This window comes from Paenibacillus phoenicis, assembly GCF_034718895.1.
In the GTDB taxonomy this organism is placed as follows: Bacteria; Bacillota; Bacilli; order Paenibacillales; family Paenibacillaceae; genus Fontibacillus; species Fontibacillus phoenicis.
The window spans coordinates 1,573,122-1,591,254 of the sequence record NZ_JAYERP010000001.1 but is presented as its reverse complement, the minus strand read 5'-3'; the positions used below and the strand labels follow the sequence as shown (position 1 = coordinate 1,591,254).

The window sequence follows — 18,133 nt, the reverse complement described above, 5'->3', positions numbered from 1 at the left end:
CATGTCGCCATCCCCGAGAATCTAACGATCACCGCCGGCGATCGGGAGGGTTCGTTCTCCGGGCTGGTGGTCAGTGATGCCTTGTTGGAACGGCGCATGGCGGCTTCGGCGGAGGAGGGCGGAGGGGTGCGTATGGACCGGTTCACCGGGTTTTACGTGGATGCTCCGGAGATCACCCGCGGTCTGGCGAACTTGCGCGGATCATTTCCCGCCAGGCGGGACTGTTGTTCTTCGTGCCGATGGCGCTGGCCATTATTCATAGCCTGTTTGCGTTTAAGGCCATGCAAAACTTGTTTAACTTCTCTGTCGCTTGGCAGACGGTGTTGATCTTGGCTAGCTTTTTGCTGGTGCAAGTGGTCTACTTCTTCTTTATTCGGTCCCGATACTTACGCAACGTCAAAAAAGCGATTCGCTAAAATACTGGAGGTACAACGTGGAGAACTGGATTACAGACTTTATGGAGAGGTTTGGCTATTTTGGCGTCTTCCTGCTGATTGCCCTGGAAAACGTATTTCCCCCGATTCCGTCAGAGGTGATCTTAACATTTGGCGGATTTATGACCACCTATACGAGCTTAACGCCGGCAGGGGTTATCGTCTTCTCGACGCTGGGTTCGGTGTTTGGCGCCGTGATCCTGTACGGGATCGGATATCTGGTGAACGTTGACCGATTGGAAGGGTGGATCGATCGTTACGGCAGGTTCTTGCGCCTGAAAAAAGAAGACGTCCGCCGCGCGGATGCCTGGTTTGATCGGTATGGCTATCGGACGGTGCTGTTCTGCCGGATGGTCCCGCTGATTCGCAGCTTGATCTCCATCCCTGCCGGCATGTCGAAAATGAAATTTGGCCTGTTCTTGCTGTTCACCACGATCGGGACGCTCATTTGGAACGTGGCGCTTGTCTTGCTTGGTGCAGCGGTAGGGGGTTCCTGGTCAGAAATCGTCGCCTTTATGGACGTGTATTCCCACATCGCCTATGCGGTTATTGCTTTAGGTGTGCTGTTGGTGGGCTTTCTCTGGCTGCGCCGGAGAAAAAAGGAGCAAAGCGGCAACATCAAAATAGAGAGATAAGGAGAAACCTAGGAAATGAACTTGTTGGAACTCATAAAAGCGATTATTCTTGGCCTGGTGGAGGGACTCACGGAGTTTGCGCCGGTGTCCTCCACAGGGCATATGATCATTGTGGATGATATGTGGCTGAAAACCGGGGAGTTGCTCGGTTCAAAGTATGTGGCGAACACGTTTAAAGTCGTGATTCAACTCGGCTCGATTTTAGCCGTCCTGGTCGTGTTCCGCAACCGATTTATCGATTTGCTGGGGCTGTCGCGCTGGATGCCGGGGAGGGCCAAAGGGGCAGCAACAGCCGGACAGGGCGGACCACGGTTGAAGCTGATGCAGGTGATTGTTGGGTTGATTCCTGCCGGAATTCTTGGCGTGTTGTTTGAGGATTTTATCGATGAGCACCTGTTTTCCACCGCAACGGTGTTGATTGGACTGGTGATTGGGGCGCTGCTGATGATCGCCGCCGACCGGTTCGCGCCAAAGCGCGCAAGCGTGGAGACCGTCGACCAAATTACGTACAGGCAGGCGCTGGGGATCGGGTTGTTCCAATGTCTGTCGATCTGGCCGGGCTTCTCCCGTTCGGGTTCGACGATTTCCGGCGGGGTGCTGCTTGGTTTGAGCCACCGGGCGGCGGCCGATTTCACCTTTATCATGGCTGTTCCCATCATGGCCGGGGCCAGCTTGATTTCACTGGTGAAGAACCTGGAATACTTTACGATCGATGCGCTGCCGTTCTTTGTAGTCGGTTTTATCAGCGCCTTCGTGTTTGCGTTGTTGGCGATCCGGTTTTTCCTGAAGCTGATCGACCGCATCAAGCTGGTGCCGTTTGCGGTGTACCGCATTTTGCTGGCGCTTGTGATCTGGGTTGTTTATTTCTAAGTTGTATGCAAAAAACAAGAGATGCTGCCATCTAGCAGCATCTCTTTTATGTTTGTTTGGGCTTAGCCGCAAGCACAGTTCAGCACCGGCTTCCGGGCGGCGCCGGTTTCGTCCAGGCGCGTCACCGGGGTGGTGTGCGGGGCGCTCCGCAGCATTTCCGGATTCGTTTCGGCTTCCTTCGCGATGGCGATCATGACGTCGATAAAGCCGTCCAGCGTTTCCTTGCTTTCGGTTTCCGTCGGCTCAATCATAATGCATTCCTCTACGTTCAGCGGGAAGTAGATGGTTGGCGGATGATAGCCGAAATCCAGCAGCCGCTTGGCGACGTCCAGCGTGCGGATGCCGTATTTCGCCAGCCCGCTGCCGGACATCACGAATTCGTGCTTGCACAGTTGATCCGGGTACGGCAGCTCGTAATAAGGCGCTAAACGCTTCATCATATAGTTGGCGTTTAACACGGCATTTTCCGAGACTTGGCGGAGTCCATCGGGACCTAAGCTGCGGATGTACGCATACGCGCGGACGAGGATACCAAAGTTGCCGTAAAAAGCTTTCACCCGGCCAATCGAGCTGGCCGATCCGCTCGTGGCGCCACCTGCTGCCTCTTCGGAACGTGCGCCGCGGATGGTATACCGTCCGGATTCGTCTTTGACGATCCTCGGTTCAGGCAGAAACGGAATCAGCCGCTCCTTGACGCCAACTGGACCGGCGCCCGGACCTCCGCCGCCATGCGGGGTGCTCATCGTTTTGTGCAGGTTGAGGTGCACCACGTCAAAGCCCATGTCGCCGGGGCGGGCGATCCCCATGATGGCGTTGGAGTTCGCGCCGTCATAATACAGCAATCCGCCGGCTTCGTGCACGATGTCGGCGATCTCCAGGATCTGTTCCTCGAACAAGCCCAGCGTGTTCGGGTTGGTGAGCATCAGCGCAGCCGTGTCCTCGCCAACGGCAGCGCGCAGCGCGTCCAGGTCCACCATGCCGCGCTTGGTGGAAGGGATGGTCACCGTCTCGAAGCCGGCGACCGAGGCGCTGGCCGGGTTCGTGCCGTGCGAAGAGTCCGGCACGATCACCTTGGTGCGTTTCTCGCCGCGGCTTTCGTGGTAGGCGCGGATCATCATCAAGCCGGTCCATTCACCATGGGCTCCAGCCGCCGGCTGCAGCGTCACCGCGTCCATGCCGGTGAGTCCGGCCAAATCCTGCTGCAGGCGGTACATCAGCTCGAGTGCCCCTTGTACGCTTTCCTCCGGCTGGTAAGGATGGATTTTCGCCAAACCGGGGTAACGCGCGACGTCCTCATTGACCTTCGGATTGTACTTCATCGTACAGGAGCCCAGCGGATAAAAGCCGTTGTCCACCCCGAAATTCCGGCGGGACAACGCGGTATAATGCCGAATCACGTCCACCTCGTAAACTTCGGGAAAAGCGAGGCCTTCGCTCCGCAGCATGCCCTGCGGCACGAGATCTTCCTTCGGGACGGTCGGAACGTCGCATTCCGGCAGAGAATAGCCGATCCGCCCAGGGCGGCTGCGCTCAAAAATCAACAGTTCATCGGATTTCGTCGTCTCTTTTATTTCGAGCATATTGATTCCTCCAGTACGCGGGCGAATTGGTCAATTTCTGCTTTGCTGCGCTTCTCCGTCACGGCGATCAGCAGATGGCCGGCGAGTTCGGGATAGCTGCGTCCCAGATCGTACCCGCCGATAAACCCGGCGTTAAGCAGATCCCGCTGCAACTGAGCCGGGTCGGTGCCCTCCGGCAGCCGAAGCACAAACTCGTTGAAGAACGGCGACTCAAAAGCGGCGCTTACGCCAGGGATGGCGGTGAACACCTGTTTGGCATAATGGCTTTTCTGCAAATTCAGCTCCGCAACTTCGGCCATTCCTTGCTTGCCCATCACGGATAAGTAGACAGAGGCAGCCAAGGCAAGCAGGGCCTGGTTGGAGCAGATGTTGGAGGTTGCTTTCTCGCGGCGGATATGCTGCTCACGGGCTTGCAGTGTCAAGACGAACCCGCGCTTGCCGTTGCGATCGGTGGTCTGCCCGACGATCCGGCCGGGGATCCGGCGCATATGCGCTTCCGATACGGCGAAGAAACCGCAGGTTGGTCCGCCGAAGGAAGGAGCCAGCCCCAGCGGCTGGGCGTCGCCAACGACGATGTCGGCTCCAAGCTTGCCCGGCGCTTCCAGCAAGCCAAGTGCGAGCGGATTACTGCTGACGATCAGCAAGCTCCCTTGGGCATGGGCCAGTTCGCCGATGGCACGAAGATCCTCCAGGGAGCCAAAGAAGTTCGGGTTCTGGATCAAGACGGCAGCGGTGTCCTTGGTGACGGCCGCAGCAAGCGCCTCACGATCAATTACGCCTTGCTCCCAGCCAACCTCAACGATCTCCAGATTCAGACCGTGAGCGTAGGTGGCGAGCACCTCGCGTGCTTCCGGATGGACGGTGCGGGAGACGACAAGCTGTTTGCGTCTGGTGGCAGCCGCGGCCAGGTTGCCGGCTTCGGCTAAAGCGGTAGCTCCGTCGTACATGCTGGCATTGGCGACCTTCAGTCCGGTCAGCTCGCAGATGTACGACTGGAATTCGAAAATCGCCTGCAGCTCGCCTTGGCTAATTTCCGGCTGATACGGCGTGTACGCGGTATAAAATTCCGAACGGGACACGACGTGCTGAATGACGGAAGGAATGTGATGGTCATAAATCCCGGCACCAAGAAAGCTGGTGAATCGGTCGGTGTCGGCATTACGACCGGCAAGTTCTGCTAAGTGGCGGGTCAGCGCGTATTCGTCTAAACGAGGGGATACCGGGAGTTCACCTTGAATGCGAATGCTCTCCGGAATGTCCTTGAACAGCTCTTGGACGGAGCTTGCGCCGATCGTTTGCAGCATTTCCGCTTGGTCTTGTTCGGTTAACGGCAAATAACGATGTTTTAGCATCTGATTTCGTGTTCTCCTTTCACCGCTTGGCGGCAGGGTTTCGGCGATAGAACGGCAGCGGGACGACCTTGGCCTTCAGCCGCTTGCCGCGGATGTCGACCTCCACAATCGTGCCGGGTTTGGTATAGCGGTTGGTGAGGATCGCCATCCCGAGGTTTTTTTTCAGGGTAGGCGATTGCGTGCCTGTCGTGACTTCTCCGATCGGTTCCTCAGAGCCTTCGGCAAACACCGGGTAATGCGTACGCGGAATCCCGCGATCGATCATCTCCAGGCCGACGAGGCGGCGAGGGATGCCTTCATCCCGTTGTTTGATCAATGCATCGCGGCCGATGAAGTCGCCTTGCTCCAGCTTCACGAATCGGTTTAAGCCCGCTTCGAGCGGGGTGATCTCAGGTCCCAATTCCTGGCCGTACAGAGGCAGGCAAGCTTCGAAGCGCAGCGTATCTCTAGCGCCCAGCCCGGCCGGGAGAAGGCCATGGCTCTCCCCGGCCTCCATCAGTATGTCCCAAAGCGCTTGCGCTTGCTCGGCTGCTACATACAACTCAAATCCGTCCTCGCCGGTATACCCGGTTCTGGACAGCAAGGCAGGTATGCCGGCAATCCGCGCTTCCCGGATAAATGTGAACGGACGCAAGGCCCCTGGATCCTCCCCTTCGCTAAGAGGGGAGAGGAGGGAGGCGGCCAGCGGCCCTTGAACGGCAAGCAACGCCGTCTCGTCGGATGCGTTCCGCATGGTTACACCTTCAGCAGGAAGGTGCTGCTGCAGCCAGTCCCAGTCTTTTTCAATATTCGAGGCGTTGACCACCAGCATGTACTTGCCTTCATCCAGTTGATAGATCAACAGATCGTCCACCACGCCGCCATCGGGATAGCAGAGCAAGGTGTATTGGGCTTTCCCCGGCTGAAGCAGAGTCACGTCGTTGGTTGTCATGTGTTGCAAAAAGCGTTCCGACTCAGGGCCCTCCACGAAAAATTCGCCCATATGCGATACGTCAAACAGACCGGCGCGCTCGCGCACGGCTTCGTGCTCTTTCTGGATGCCGCTGAACTGCACCGGCAGCTCCCAACCGCCGAAATCGATACAGCGGACTCCTTCATAACGCGCATATCCGGGATAGAGCGGCGTACGCCGCAATGCGGATTCGGACATTGCCATCACCTCGTAAGGGCCGGATCGGCCAATTTTTGAGAACAGCAAAAAGGACAGGCCAAAGAAAACCCGCTAGCCTACCTAACGGTTCTTCCCGGCTCTGTCCCTTGTACCTGAGAGTTACCCTGTGCTAAGGCTCGAAGCTCGCGCAGGTTTCCCCTTGGGTGATTCACGTAGAGGATACCTCTACGTGAATGCTCTCCAGAGTTGCGTCCGGCAGAGGTCCTTTTGCCTGAGAGATTCACCGCTTCGCGGCTTGCTCCTTCGGCGTTACAATACGGTAATTGTAATCTCTCCCCCTGCCATCAACCGCAGCTTACACATCTCATTAATACTCAAAAACCGCCTAGATGTCAATAAAGTTATCATAATAATTTTAATTAAATTCGTTTACTGGAAAAGGCTACGCTTACATTTTGCTAGACTCTATCAAATGTGTTAATAATATTGACATAAGAGCTAGGTTTGGAATAATCTGAACGAGGGAAATACGAAGATAGATAATTCACAATGTGTAAGGTATGCTAGATCATCCGAAAGAGGAGGAGCAAGCTTTGGCTAGTGAGATCAGGGAAAACGTGTTGTACAGCGATGAGCATGAATGGGTGCTTGATTTGGGGGATGGGACGGTGAAGATCGGCATCTCCGACGTAGCCCAACATCGGCTGGGCGACATCGTGTTCGTGGAGCTGCCCGAACCGGGGCAGGAATTCGAAGCGCAGGAAGGCATCGGAACGATCGAATCCGTTAAGACGGTCGCCGATTTGTTTACGCCGGTCAGCGGGACTGTGCTGGCGGTGAACCGGGAGCTGGATACCGCGCCGGAGCTCGTGAATGAAGAGCCGTACGACGGGGGCTGGATGGTTCACATTCGTTTGAAGGAAGACGCAAACGTCGCGCTGGCGAATTTGATGGACGCGAAGGCGTATGCGGAATTTATCGAGAGATAAAGCAAGATTTCGGGCAAAGTAAGAAACTCGCGGTCAGCGTAATCGCGGAAGCCGCTGATGTTCGGTCAGCATAACTCCGCTATCGCTTGTCGCGAGTTGTTTTTTAGGCATGATGCCCTTTGGGGGGCAACAGCAGGGAACGGTACAGCGCTTCAAACATAAACTCCAGCGCTTCCAGATGGCGCTTGGCCTTGGTGATGTTAGCCCCCCAGGCATAGATCCCGTGATTTTGCAGCAACAACGCGGGCACACTTGTATCCAGACTGCCCGGGATTTGCTTGAGGATGGCAGGGAGCTCGGCGGCGTTTGGCAGAATCGGCACTCGGATCTCCGCTTGCGTCTCCCATATCTCTAGGCTTTTGAGCAGTTCGTTTCCCTTGAGTGGGACGCCGCCATCCGCTGCGAAATAGTCGCTGAGCACATTATTGAACGTCGTATGTACGTGCGCGATCGCGCCGCAGCCGGTCATCCGGTAGATTCTCGCGTGTATCGGTGCGTCGGCGCAAGGCTTGAGCCGCGTTGGCTCACAGGGTGCGCCGGCGGCATCGACGAACAGCACGCCTGCCGGAGGGGAGGGTGCCGCTGACAGCTCCGACTTATACGTCTCGTCGGCTGTTACGGCAAACACGAACCGGTCCGGCGTATACCGGCCGACCCTCATCGACAAGCTGCCGCTGGAAGCGGGGAACCAACCGCGGGCGGCGAACTCCTCCCGCAGGCGTTGGATGGCGTCCAGCGCCGCTTGCTTTTCTTCCCATGGGATATCGACGTAGTTCATGCTGCCGTCCCCCTTTCATACTGGCCTTAAGTGCATTGCCGGCCATCGCTGCACCACACGGCTTCGCTGCTACAACAGCGCTTGTCTCACGGCTTCGCCCATTTCTTTCGAGCGTTCGGCAGCCCGGTGGACCGCAGCCTTTACGTTCGGCTGAAAGCTGCCGGCTTCCAGCACGCCGATCGCCGCTTGCGTCGAACCGTTTGGCGAGGTGATGTCCGCACGCAGCTTGGTAGGCGCTTCGCCGGTTTCCGACATCATGAGGGCAGCGCCCAGCACCGTTTGCACGGTAAGCTCGCGGGATTGCTCTGGTGTTAGCCCGCCTTCGATGCCCGCTTCAATCATCGCTTCCATCAGATAATAAACATATGCAGGTCCGCTCCCGGATACGCCCGTCAAAATTTCCATTTGTTCTTCCGGGATAACGCTAACCATTCCAACGGCTTCAAACATCGACAAGACTTGGGCGCGCTGCGCCTCGGTGGTCTCCGGAGAGAAGGAGATCCCGGTAGCTCCATGTCCGATGGAGCAGGAGGTGTTTGGCATCGTGCGAGCCACTGCGACCGGACTGCCAAGCAGGACTTGAATCGTCGCGATAGATAAGCCGGCGATCAGGGAGACGATCAACTGACCCTCGCGCAGAAGCGGTCCAAGTTCAGCCAAAGCTTCGCCGGCGTCCTTCGGCTTCATCGCCAGGACGATAATCGATGCATCCCGCAAGTAGACCCGTTTCGCGTCCTCTTCAGCCGCTGTTTGTACCTGGTAGGTTTGCGCTAAATAATCGAGCCGTTCCCGGTTCGAGCGATTCAGCATCACAATTTGATCCGCGCCAGCAACTTGCTTATGGAGCAAGCCGCGTACGATCGCTTCAGCCATCGAACCCGCTCCATAGAAACAGATGGTGGAGGCGGACAAAGTGGGTATGGTATTCATAGCATATGACCTCCGGTTTTAATGGTGGAAAAAAAGGGGGACACCCCGTTACTGCCGGATTTGTCCGTTCCCCTGGATGATATATTTACTTGAGGTGAGCGCAGTTAGGCCCATCGGTCCGCGGGCATGCAGCTTTTGGGTACTGATGCCGATCTCTGCGCCGAACCCGAACTCGAAGCCGTCGGTGAAGCGGGTAGAGGCGTTGTGGTAAACCGCCGCAGCGTCCACTTCTTGCTGGAACCGTTCGGCATTCGCGCTGTCCTGGGTAACGATGCACTCGGAGTGCTTCGTGCCAAAGCGGGCGATATGCGCCATCGCTTCGTCCAGGTTGCGAACGATTTTAACGTTGAGAATATAGTCGTTGTACTCCGTGGCATAATCTTCATCCGTCGCTGGCGCAGCCCAAGAGATTAGCTGTCTTGCAGCCTCATCGCCCCGCAGCTCGACCCCGGCTTCCTTGAAACGGTTCGCCAGCTCGAGCAAATGTTGTTCGGCGAATGCCTCATGCACCAGCAGCGTTTCCATCGAGTTGCAGACCGACGGGCGCTGAACTTTGGCATTCATAGCGATCTCCGTCGCCATCACGGGATCGGCCGAGGCATCCAAGTACGTATGGCAGATGCCGGCGCCCGTCTCAATGACCGGGACCGTGGCGTTTTGCACGACCGTTTGAATCAGAGAGCTGCCGCCGCGCGGAATCACGACGTCCAGCAATCCGTTTAGCTTTAGCATTTCGTCAACGGAGGAGCGGTTCGGATCCTCGATCAGCTGGACGGCATCGACCGGAACTTGAGTTCCCGCAAGTGCGCTATGGATGATCTCCACGATTTTTCGGTTGGAGGACAGCGCGGAGGAGCCGCCGCGCAGCACAACGGCGTTGCCTGTCTTCAGGCATAAGCCCATCGCATCCACTGTCACGTTTGGCCGCGCTTCATAGACGATCCCGATGACGCCAAGCGGGACTCGGCGTTTGATGATATGCAGCCCGTTCGGACGGTCGATCGTCTCCAGCACGTCGCCAACCGGGTCGGGCAACTCGGCGATTTGCCGCAGTCCTTCAGCGATCCCTTCAATGCGCTCATGGGTTAATGCCAGGCGATCAAGCATGGAGGAAGACGTCCCGTTGTCGCGTCCCCGCTGCAGATCCTCTTCATTCGCCGCGAGTATCGCGTCGCTATTGCGTACCAGCGCATCGGCGACTGCCAGCAGAGCTTCGTTTTTTTGCGCCGTTGTCAAACGATTTAGGACGGACACGGCCGTTCCGGCCAGCTTCGCTTTTTCTCTCACTTCACTCATTTAGGTATACCTCCTTAAAATCCAGTGAAAAAGGATGGGGTGATTATGCTTTTAGCGAAATCCATTCGTCCCGGTGGATGACCTCCAGACGATGGACGCTGTCCAACTTCTTGAAGACCTCGGTGCTGGGGAGCCCGAGGATGTGATGGAGCTGTTCTGCATCATAATTGACGATGCCCCGTCCCAGTACCTCGCCGCCTGAGCTGACGACTTCTACGACGTCGCCGGTATGGAACTGTCCGCTGGCCTCTTTGACGCCGACCGGAAGCAGGCTTCGTCCACCGCGGATCAAAGCCTCCTCGGCACCGGCATCCACCGTCAGCGTCCCGATCGGGGTGGAGAAGAAGCCCAGCCATTGCTTCTTCCGCGGCAGCGAGGCACCATGAGCTTCGAAATAGGTGCCGTGCCCGTCGCCGCGCAAAGCGGCCAGCAGATCGCCAGGAGAGGCGACCTTTCCGACGAAGACCGGAACGCCTCCGAGCGAAGCGATTTTCGCGGCGTCGATTTTCGACCGCATGCCGCCTGTGCCGACGGATGAGCCGGCGCCGCCGGCGATGGCATAGATCTGGCCGGTGATTTCCGTGACCCGGCTGATGCGCTGGGCCTGCGGATCCAGGCGCGGATCCTTGGTGTACAGTCCGTCCATATCGGTCAAGATCAGCAGGTGATCGGCGTGAATCAGGTTGGCGACGAGGGCGGACAACGTATCGTTGTCGCCGAATTTCAACTCATCGAGCGAGACGGTGTCGTTCTCGTTAATAATCGGCAACACGTTTCGCTTCAGCAGCTCTTCGATCGCCATGCTGGCGTTACCCGTTCGCTTGCGGTTCTGAAAATCGGACCGGGTCAGCAGCACCTGGGCCGCGGTTACTCCGTGACGGGCCAGTTCTTCGCGATAAGCTTGCATCAGCAGCGCTTGACCAACGGCAGCCGAAGCCTGCTTCTCATACAGCAGCTTGGGCCGTTCGGGGTAGCCGATTTCGCGGAACCCGGCGGCCACCGCGCCGGAGGTCACAAGCAATGGCTGGTAACCGGCCTGAATCAGCCCGGCCAATTCGGATGCGTAATACGCAACCGCCTCCCGGTTTAATCCTCCTTCCGACGATGTCAGCGAACTGCTGCCAATTTTGACGACGATGCGTCGCAGCATGGGGATCACTCCTCAAACGATGAATAAAATAAAAAAAACTTTCGCCTTTGCATGCAAAGGACGAAAGTTTTGACTTCCGCGGTACCACCTTTATTGATGAGACGAGCTCATCCAACTTCAATGCCCGGTAACAGGGGCGCTGTCCGGCTTGTTCGGCCGGCCGCTCAGGGATAGGATTCGGAAAGGGCTAGCATGTAAATTCTTTCAGCCGGTGGAATTTACTCTCTGTCTCGCCGCGTGCTTTCGTACTGGTCCCGTCAATGCGTTTTCTCAAAAAAGTCCGTTTATGGTTCTCATTTAATGTAAGCATACCACGCGTCCCCTAGCATTGCAAAGGGAAAAGCGCCGAAATGGCGTAACCATCGCTTCCTCCACTCCCATTCGCGTCCGTCTTGCGAATCCGCAGGGTCGCCATTATGATGAGACTTAGTAAATCGAAGCGTACGAAAGGCGGTGTGGGATGCCGGTGAATTTGGAGTCAAACCATGTGCAAAACCAAGCCCAAAACCAAGATCCTTCTCGTTCTAACCGATGGCGGATCGCCCTGATTCAATGCGATATCGTCTTAGGGCAACCCGAAGTGAACCGGGCCAAGCTCGAGGCGGCGATGGATCGGGCAGCTCGCGCTGCGGAGAAGCCGGACGTCATCCTGCTGCCGGAGCTGTGGAATACGGGATACGCCTTGACGGAAATTGGCCGGTTGGCCGATCCAGAGGGCCAAAACAGCCGGGCATGGCTGGCTGCCTTCGCCCGGCGTCATGGGATCCATGTCATAGGCGGCTCGATTGCCGAAAATCGCAGCGGTCAGGTCTACAATACCATGCTGGTATTTAACCGCAGCGGTGAAGAGGTGGCTGCTTACTCTAAAATTCATCTGTTTCGACTGATGGAAGAGGATAAGTATTTGCAACCGGGGGAACGGAGCGTAACGTTTGAATTGGATGGCTTGCCGGCTGGGGCAGAGATCTGTTACGACATCCGCTTCCCGGAGCTGACCCGCAGCTTGGCGTTACGCGGAGCGAAGCTGCTGTTCGTGGCGGCGGAATGGCCGCTCCCGCGGCTCAACCACTGGCGCACGCTGCTCATCGCGCGGGCGATCGAAAACCAAATGTATGTCATCGCCTGCAACCGGACAGGGAAGGGCGGCGGCGATGAATTTTTCGGCCACTCGATGATCATCGACCCCTGGGGCGAGATTGTGGCCGAGGGCGGTGAAGCGGAGGAAATTGTCACCGGCAGCATTGACTTGACGTTGGTTGATCAAGTCCGTCGCCGTATTCCCGTCTTCGATGACCGCCGTCCGCTGGCTTACGATTGATGAAGCGTTTGGCGTTCCTCCATCGTCTTTTTAAACGTCTCAATAAAAGCCTCCGCTGCCTTGGACAGATAACGTCCTTTGCGGTAGGCGATGACCAGCGTCCGGCTTGGGGCCGGAGCGGCGAGAGGCAAATACGCCGGGATCAACTCGCTGCGTTTCGCCCGGGCGATAAACCGCGGCACCAGCGTAATGCCCATCCCGGCGGCAACCAGCGACTGCACCGTTTCGATATTGTTGCTTTCAAAGACGACGTTGGGCTCGAACCCGGCCTCCCGGCATAAGTCGGCGGTCATTTTGCGGAATCCCTGGCCTTTTTTGAGCACGATAAACGGTTCATTTTCCAGTTGCTTCATCTCAACGCCCTGCTCCAACACCCCGGGCGTTTTCGTCAGCGGATGGTCCGGGGGAACCGCCAGATCGATGATCTCTTCGCCAATCGGTTCGTAGGAGAGCGTTGGCTCCAGCAACGGCAGCGACAGGAGGCTGAGATCCGTGCCGCCTTCGGCCGTCAGTTTCTCCAGGTTCAAGGATGTATCTTCCAACAGAGTCACTTGAATGTTCGGGTAGCTCGCTTTAAACGCCGGGAGCACGTAAGGGAGCAGGTGAGAGCCGGTAATCGGCATGCTGCCGACCACAACGCGGCCTGCTCTGAGCTGAGAGATGTCGTCCATTTCCTGACGGAGCTGGGCAACGGCGTCCATGATTTTTTGCGCGTGCGCGATAAAGCTGGCGCCGGCGTAGGTTAGCTCAACAGTACTCGTATTGCGTTGGAACAGCTTCACCCCGAGCTCCTGTTCCAGCTTGGACAGCTGCTGGCTTAGTGACGGCTGGGCGATATGAAGCTTGTCGGCGGCCCGGGAGAAGTTTTTTTCCTCGGCGATTTTTAACGTGTATAGAAGTTGACGAAGTTCCATAGAAATAACCCCTTTGGTTCTTTAAGAAATAACCCTTCTTTATCTTATAAGTATAACCTATAAGTCCACTATATCATATAGATGTTTGTATTGGTATGTGACTTGCCTTTATAATAAGAGACAAACATCAAGAGTGTGGAGGTTTTTCGCTTGAAACGGAAAACATGGTGGAAAGAACTCGGCGGATGGGGCTTCTCCATCGTCCTAGGCTTTGTACTTAGCATGATTATCGGCATTTTTATCATTCAACCTTATAAAGTTGACGGTCATTCGATGGAACCAACCTTAACGGACAATCAACGCATTTACGCTTGGAAATTTACGCATGTGCTGGAGAAACTGCCGGCTTATGGCGACATCGTCATTATCGACAGCCGGGTAGACCGGAACCGTACGTTCTGGGACGACGTGAAGGAGCATCCGATCATTACCTGGCTTTCCGGCAGGGAAGAGGACGATGTTTTTTACGTCAAACGCGTGATCGGCTTGCCCGGTGACACGATTGAAGTGAAGGACGGACACGTGTTCCGCAATGGACAACAACTGGAGGAACCCTACATCAAGGAGCAGATGGATCCAAGCGCGGCGCAGGTATGGCATGTGCCGGAGAACCACGTATTTGTGATGGGGGATAACCGGAACAACAGCAACGACAGCCGCAGCATCGGGCCGGTGCCGCTTGATCATGTGATGGGGATCGATTCGTTTTAGAAGCAGAGGTAATGGAGCAATCCGAAGCCGGGAAGTTTCTCGGACGGGTTGCTCTTTTTTTATTGGGGATGAGGTATAGGTTTTGTCTATCAACTATATTGTTTTCTAGTCTTGGACGATGGCTTTATCCGGTCGTTAAAATAGGAGGCAATTCAAAGAAGGGGGTGCTGTTATGCTCCAATCGGTTGGATCGACGCTGCTAGGCGTCCTGGTGCCGCTTGCAGTTCCGGTTGCCGCCGGGGCATTGCTGGCCCGGTTTCGCGCCTGGGACACGAAGCCGCTGCTCACGTTGTATTTGTACGTGCTAAGCCCGGCTATCATCTTCGACACGTTGCGAAATGCTCATATTTCCTCGGATGAGCTGTACAGCACGATCGGCTTCGCGCTCGTTAACCTGCTGCTCATGTGGGGCATTGCCCAAGCGATCGGGAAGATCGCCCGGCTGGATCCGGCGGAGCAAGCCGGCCTGACGCTGATCTCCACCTTAACGAATAGCGCCAATTACGGACTGCCGCTCGTGCTGCTGGCCTTTGGCCAACTGGGTTTGGATAAAGCTTCCGTATACGTCATCACACAAATGATCATTGTAAATACGGCAGGAGTTTATTTCGCGGCACGTTCCCAGTTTTCTGTCCAAAACGCAGTAAAATCGGTGTTTACCCTGCCGGCGGTGTATGCGGCGGCGCTGGCCGTGTTTCTAAAATGCTTTGGGCTTCACCTGACCGCCGGGCTGGAGCAAGGTATTGCCATGGTCGCGGACGCTTATTCACCGGTGGTGCTGACGATCTTAGGCGCACAAATGATGAAGGTTGGGCGGCCGGAGGCGAAGCAGGTAAGGCCAGCCGCATTTTGGACGGGCACGGCGATCCGTTTGTTATTGGCACCGTTTGTGGCTCTTGCGGCATTAAAGCTGCTGGGCATTTCGGGCCTGCTGTTTTCCGTCCTGTTCATTCAAGCCTGTATGCCGGTTGCGGTTAATGCCGTTGTGCTGGCCGAGCGGTTTGATGCCGCTCCTGGTCTAGTGTCCAAATGTATCGTATGGACGACCCTCGCTTCCTTTTTGACGCTGCCGGCGTTGATCGTGCTCGTCCAGTAATGACCGGATCGGGCGGCATTGGGCCTGCTCCTCGTGATCACTGGAGTGAATTTGGTATGGTATCAGGATTGGGAGTTGGTATATTTCCTAATCCTCGTCGTGTTTTATGCGCTGTTCCGTTTGATTTTGCCGAAGCCGCTGTGGCCTGCACTCCTGACGCTGCTTATTACGGCGGTGCTTTTCATACACTACGGCGCCTTGAACCTAACGGGTATCATCAGCTACATCTCCCTTGCGATCCTGCTGTACTCCGTCATTCGCCGGCGCATGCTGCGTCAAGAAATGCATGAGCAAAATCTCCGCCTATATGGCAGAGCTGCGGAAGGCGTATGATGAACTGCAGGAGGCTTCCGTGACGTCCATGCGTTTTGCGGTCTTGGAGGAACGTACGCGCATCGCGAGGGACATCCATGATTCTGTATAGGTCATAGTCTCACGTCCTTGATCGTCCAGCTCCAAGCGCTGCGGTTCATGGTCCGGCAGGATACCGGACGAGCGGAGCAAACGATCGATGAGATGTTGGTCGTAGCGCGCCAGGGGCTTCAAGACATCCGCAACTCCGTCCATGCGCTGGCTGATGACGCCTCGTTCTCCGGCAAAACGGCCTTAAACGCCCTGTTGTCACGGCTGGAAGCCTCATCCGGAATTCGTTGCGTGATGCAAGACGAGCTGCCAGACGGGGATCTGGGAGACAAAGTATAGCAGGAGCCAAACCACCAGTATACGGAAGGAAAGGAGGAGCCCCATGACAGAATCATACCGGATTAAAGTGATGCTCGCCGACGATCAGAACATGATTCGTCAAGGCTTTGGCGATATTCTCAGCTTGCAGCCCGATCTGCAGTTGGTTGGTGAAGCGGGAAATGGGAACGATGCGGTCAAAATGGCTGAGGAACTGCGTCCGGATGTCATTCTGATGGATGTACAGATGCCGTTCATGGACGGTATCGAAGCGACAAAGCGGATCATGAAGCAGCAAGCAGGGGTTAAAATCGTTATTTTGACGACGTTTAAAAGACGCGGAAGCAAGCGACATGATCGAAGCGATCCGTGCCGCCTTATCGCGGGGAAGCCATCTATAAGACGAAACTCGCCTCCGGCGCCCTGCAGGAAGCGATTGCCAACGCATCGCCGTCCGCTCCTCACAACGTGCAGGCAGTAAAGCTGCTGGAACTGTTGACCGAGCGCGAACGGGAGATTCTCCAGGAGATGGCCTACGGGCTTCGTAATGAGCAAATTGCGGCCAAGTTGTTTATTACCGAAGGAACGGTAAAATCTCATGTCCACCGAATCTTGCAGAAGTTCGGCTGCGAAGATCGGACACAGGTGGTTGTGATGGCGCTGCGGGGCGGATTGGTTCAATGACCGGACGCCTCTTTTTTGTGCCGCTTATAAGTTAAACCTATTGCATTTATAGATATTATATCTTGGAACAATTAACACGATCATGTTATATTGGATTCAACATTCAAGGCCGGAGGGAGCAGCAATCTGCACTTTTGCCTTGATCACGTGTACGAATCCTTCTGTGGGGTGATTGATCATGAGCAGCAAAAAGACAATGTACGAGAAAATTTGGGATAACCACGTCATCTATCAAGAGGAAGGCAAGCCGAGCATTCTCTATATCGATTTGCACCTCGTTCACGAGGTGACTTCACCGCAGGCGTTTGAAGGTCTGCGCCTTAGCGGACGCAAGGTGCGCCGCCCGGAATTGACCTTCGCTACGATGGACCATAACGTTCCTACCAAAGACCGTTATAACATTACCGACCCGATCTCGAAGCAGCAGATCGATACGCTGGCCAAGAATTGCCGCGATTTTGGCATCACCTTGTACGACCTCGACACGATTGACCAAGGCGTCGTGCACGTTATGGGGCCGGAGCTGGGCCTGACACATCCGGGCAAGACGATCGTTTGCGGCGACAGCCACACCTCCACGCACGGTGCGTTTGGTGCGCTTGCTTTCGGGATTGGTACGAGTGAGGTTGAGCACGTACTGGCAACTCAATGCTTGCAGCAGGCGAAAGCGAAAACGCTGGAAGTCCGTTTTGTCGGCAAACGTAAACCAGGGGTAACTGCAAAGGATATGATCCTCGGCGTTATCGCCAAGTATGGCACGGATTTTGCTACCGGCTATGTTATCGAGTATACGGGTGAAGCGATCCGGGAGCTGTCCATGGAAGAGCGGATGACGATCTGTAACATGTCGATCGAAGCTGGAGCAAGAGCAGGCTTGATTGCCCCGGACGAAACGACGTTTAATTACCTGCGGGGCCGCGAGCATGTGCCGCAGGGTGCAGCGTTCGATCAGGCGGTGGAGGAGTGGAAGAAGCTGGCTACCGATGAAGGTGCAACTTACGACCGTGTCGTCGAATTCGACGTGGATTCGCTGATTCCGCAAGTTACCTGGGGAACGAGCCCTGGGATGGGTACGGGGATCAACGGCGTGGTGCCGAACCCGGCCGACTTCGCAAATGAGAATGAACGGAAAGCCGCTGAGAAAGCGCTGGAATACATGGGCTTAACACCAGGTACACCGATGACGGATATCGCGATCGATTATGTCTTTATCGGTTCCTGTACGAACGGCCGGATCGAAGACCTGCGTGCAGCAGCGGAAATCGCTAAAGGCTACAAGGTTTCCGACAAAGTTACGGCGATCGTCGTTCCAGGCTCGGGCCGCGTGAAGCTGCAAGCGGAGAAAGAAGGTCTCGACAAAATCTTCAAAGAAGCGGGATTCGAATGGCGTGACGCAGGTTGCAGTATGTGTCTGGCCATGAACCCTGATGTCTTGCAGCCGGGTCAACGGTGCGCTTCGACCTCCAACCGTAACTTTGAAGGACGGCAAGGGCGCGGCGGCAGAACACATCTGGTTTCTCCAGCCATGGCGGCAGCAGCGGCGATCAAGGGTCATTTCGTCGACGTGCGTGAATGGGAAATCAAGAGTGAAGTCCTGAGCTAAT

Annotated in this window: 18 protein-coding genes, 1 pseudogene and 2 riboswitches; of the genes and pseudogenes, 11 read left to right on the top strand and 8 right to left on the bottom strand. The window is 56.0% G+C overall.

Annotated features, from left to right (window positions below; genetic code table 11):
• The first annotated feature begins 233 nt into the window (after positions 1-233).
• The 3 genes from U9M73_RS07455 to U9M73_RS07445 are packed head-to-tail and all read left to right on the top strand — an operon-like array spanning position 234 to position 1,939.
• On the top strand, positions 234-416 hold the full coding sequence (locus tag U9M73_RS07455; protein WP_397376608.1) for an ABC transporter permease: 183 nt from the start codon (positions 234-236) through the stop codon (positions 414-416).
• Positions 417-433: 17 nt separating this feature from the next.
• Complete coding sequence (locus U9M73_RS07450; protein WP_323076695.1) at positions 434-1,069, top strand: DedA family protein; 636 nt, start codon at positions 434-436, stop codon at positions 1,067-1,069.
• A 15-nt stretch (positions 1,070-1,084) separates the two neighbouring features.
• On the top strand, positions 1,085-1,939 hold the full coding sequence (locus tag U9M73_RS07445) for an undecaprenyl-diphosphate phosphatase (protein ID WP_009225905.1): 855 nt from the start codon (positions 1,085-1,087) through the stop codon (positions 1,937-1,939).
• A gap of 62 nt (positions 1,940-2,001) precedes the next feature.
• Here U9M73_RS07445 and gcvPB read toward each other — a convergent pair whose 3' ends face one another.
• The 3 genes from gcvPB to gcvT are packed head-to-tail and all read right to left on the bottom strand — an operon-like array spanning position 2,002 to position 6,021.
• Complete coding sequence (gene gcvPB, locus U9M73_RS07440) at positions 2,002-3,519, bottom strand: aminomethyl-transferring glycine dehydrogenase subunit GcvPB (RefSeq protein WP_323076694.1); 1,518 nt, start codon at positions 3,517-3,519, stop codon at positions 2,002-2,004.
• Positions 3,507-4,871, bottom strand: a complete 1,365-nt coding sequence (gene gcvPA / locus U9M73_RS07435; RefSeq protein ID WP_323076693.1) for an aminomethyl-transferring glycine dehydrogenase subunit GcvPA — start codon at positions 4,869-4,871, stop codon at positions 3,507-3,509. The genes gcvPB and gcvPA overlap by 13 nt, the downstream gene beginning before the upstream one ends.
• A gap of 19 nt (positions 4,872-4,890) precedes the next feature.
• Positions 4,891-6,021: a glycine cleavage system aminomethyltransferase GcvT gene (gene gcvT, locus U9M73_RS07430; protein ID WP_260070811.1), complete on the bottom strand. Its 1,131-nt coding sequence runs from the start codon at positions 6,019-6,021 to the stop codon at positions 4,891-4,893.
• 90 nt (positions 6,022-6,111) lie between these two features.
• A riboswitch (glycine riboswitch) is annotated at positions 6,112-6,231 on the bottom strand.
• A riboswitch (glycine riboswitch) is annotated at positions 6,232-6,330 on the bottom strand. It abuts the riboswitch before it with no gap.
• A gap of 245 nt (positions 6,331-6,575) precedes the next feature.
• Between gcvT and gcvH the strand changes: the two genes are divergently transcribed.
• Entirely contained in the window at positions 6,576-6,971 is a 396-nt protein-coding gene (gcvH, locus tag U9M73_RS07425) for a glycine cleavage system protein GcvH (protein WP_009225909.1), read from the top strand.
• A gap of 103 nt (positions 6,972-7,074) precedes the next feature.
• On the opposite strand, the gene mtnB is transcribed toward gcvH, so the two are convergent.
• The 4 genes from mtnB to proB all read right to left on the bottom strand — a co-directional run bounded on the left by mtnB (position 7,075) and on the right by proB (position 11,125).
• Positions 7,075-7,749: a methylthioribulose 1-phosphate dehydratase gene (mtnB, locus tag U9M73_RS07420; protein ID WP_323076691.1), complete on the bottom strand. Its 675-nt coding sequence runs from the start codon at positions 7,747-7,749 to the stop codon at positions 7,075-7,077.
• A gap of 69 nt (positions 7,750-7,818) precedes the next feature.
• Positions 7,819-8,679, bottom strand: coding sequence for a pyrroline-5-carboxylate reductase (gene proC / locus U9M73_RS07415; RefSeq protein ID WP_260070813.1), 861 nt, complete (start codon positions 8,677-8,679; stop codon positions 7,819-7,821).
• A 48-nt stretch (positions 8,680-8,727) separates the two neighbouring features.
• The gene (locus tag U9M73_RS07410; protein WP_009225912.1) at positions 8,728-9,975 is read right to left on the bottom strand and encodes a glutamate-5-semialdehyde dehydrogenase; all 1,248 of its coding nucleotides are present in this window, start codon (positions 9,973-9,975) and stop codon (positions 8,728-8,730) included.
• A 43-nt stretch (positions 9,976-10,018) separates the two neighbouring features.
• Complete coding sequence (gene proB / locus U9M73_RS07405) at positions 10,019-11,125, bottom strand: glutamate 5-kinase (RefSeq protein ID WP_323076689.1); 1,107 nt, start codon at positions 11,123-11,125, stop codon at positions 10,019-10,021.
• Positions 11,126-11,585: 460 nt separating this feature from the next.
• Here proB and U9M73_RS07400 point away from each other — a divergent pair, with 460 nt between their 5' ends.
• Entirely contained in the window at positions 11,586-12,443 is an 858-nt protein-coding gene (locus U9M73_RS07400) for a carbon-nitrogen family hydrolase (protein WP_323076688.1), read from the top strand.
• Here U9M73_RS07400 and U9M73_RS07395 read toward each other — a convergent pair.
• The gene (locus U9M73_RS07395; RefSeq protein ID WP_009225915.1) at positions 12,434-13,357 is read right to left on the bottom strand and encodes a LysR family transcriptional regulator; all 924 of its coding nucleotides are present in this window, start codon (positions 13,355-13,357) and stop codon (positions 12,434-12,436) included. The genes U9M73_RS07400 and U9M73_RS07395 overlap by 10 nt on opposite strands.
• Before the next feature lie 150 nt (positions 13,358-13,507).
• Here U9M73_RS07395 and lepB point away from each other — a divergent pair, with 150 nt between their 5' ends.
• From lepB to leuC, 6 genes and pseudogenes are all read left to right on the top strand, one after another.
• Positions 13,508-14,068, top strand: coding sequence for a signal peptidase I (gene lepB / locus U9M73_RS07390; protein WP_260070815.1), 561 nt, complete (start codon positions 13,508-13,510; stop codon positions 14,066-14,068).
• 172 nt (positions 14,069-14,240) lie between these two features.
• Complete coding sequence (locus U9M73_RS07385) at positions 14,241-15,164, top strand: AEC family transporter (protein WP_009225917.1); 924 nt, start codon at positions 14,241-14,243, stop codon at positions 15,162-15,164.
• Positions 15,165-15,209: 45 nt separating this feature from the next.
• Positions 15,210-15,497, top strand: coding sequence for a hypothetical protein (locus tag U9M73_RS07380; RefSeq protein WP_323076686.1), 288 nt, complete (start codon positions 15,210-15,212; stop codon positions 15,495-15,497).
• A gap of 87 nt (positions 15,498-15,584) precedes the next feature.
• Entirely contained in the window at positions 15,585-15,866 is a 282-nt protein-coding gene (locus U9M73_RS07375) for a histidine kinase dimerization/phosphoacceptor domain-containing protein (RefSeq protein WP_323079086.1), read from the top strand.
• A gap of 43 nt (positions 15,867-15,909) precedes the next feature.
• Positions 15,910-16,529, top strand: a pseudogene (locus U9M73_RS07370) (LuxR C-terminal-related transcriptional regulator).
• 178 nt (positions 16,530-16,707) lie between these two features.
• Complete coding sequence (gene leuC, locus U9M73_RS07365; protein WP_036645872.1) at positions 16,708-18,132, top strand: 3-isopropylmalate dehydratase large subunit; 1,425 nt, start codon at positions 16,708-16,710, stop codon at positions 18,130-18,132.
• Position 18,133: the final 1 nt, after the last annotated feature.

Coding starts and splice junctions, on each gene's coding strand:
- U9M73_RS07395 (WP_009225915.1), bottom strand. CDS start 13,357: ATGGAACTTCGTCAACTTCTATACACGTTAAAAATCGCCGAGGAAAAA.
- leuC (WP_036645872.1), top strand. CDS start 16,708: ATGAGCAGCAAAAAGACAATGTACGAGAAAATTTGGGATAACCACGTC.
- proB (WP_323076689.1), bottom strand. CDS start 11,125: ATGCTGCGACGCATCGTCGTCAAAATTGGCAGCAGTTCGCTGACATCG.
- proC (WP_260070813.1), bottom strand. CDS start 8,679: ATGAATACCATACCCACTTTGTCCGCCTCCACCATCTGTTTCTATGGA.
- U9M73_RS07385 (WP_009225917.1), top strand. CDS start 14,241: ATGCTCCAATCGGTTGGATCGACGCTGCTAGGCGTCCTGGTGCCGCTT.
- U9M73_RS07400 (WP_323076688.1), top strand. CDS start 11,586: ATGCCGGTGAATTTGGAGTCAAACCATGTGCAAAACCAAGCCCAAAAC.
- gcvPA (WP_323076693.1), bottom strand. CDS start 4,871: ATGCTAAAACATCGTTATTTGCCGTTAACCGAACAAGACCAAGCGGAA.
- U9M73_RS07445 (WP_009225905.1), top strand. CDS start 1,085: ATGAACTTGTTGGAACTCATAAAAGCGATTATTCTTGGCCTGGTGGAG.
- U9M73_RS07410 (WP_009225912.1), bottom strand. CDS start 9,975: ATGAGTGAAGTGAGAGAAAAAGCGAAGCTGGCCGGAACGGCCGTGTCC.
- gcvPB (WP_323076694.1), bottom strand. CDS start 3,519: ATGCTCGAAATAAAAGAGACGACGAAATCCGATGAACTGTTGATTTTT.
- mtnB (WP_323076691.1), bottom strand. CDS start 7,749: ATGAACTACGTCGATATCCCATGGGAAGAAAAGCAAGCGGCGCTGGAC.
- gcvT (WP_260070811.1), bottom strand. CDS start 6,021: ATGTCCGAATCCGCATTGCGGCGTACGCCGCTCTATCCCGGATATGCG.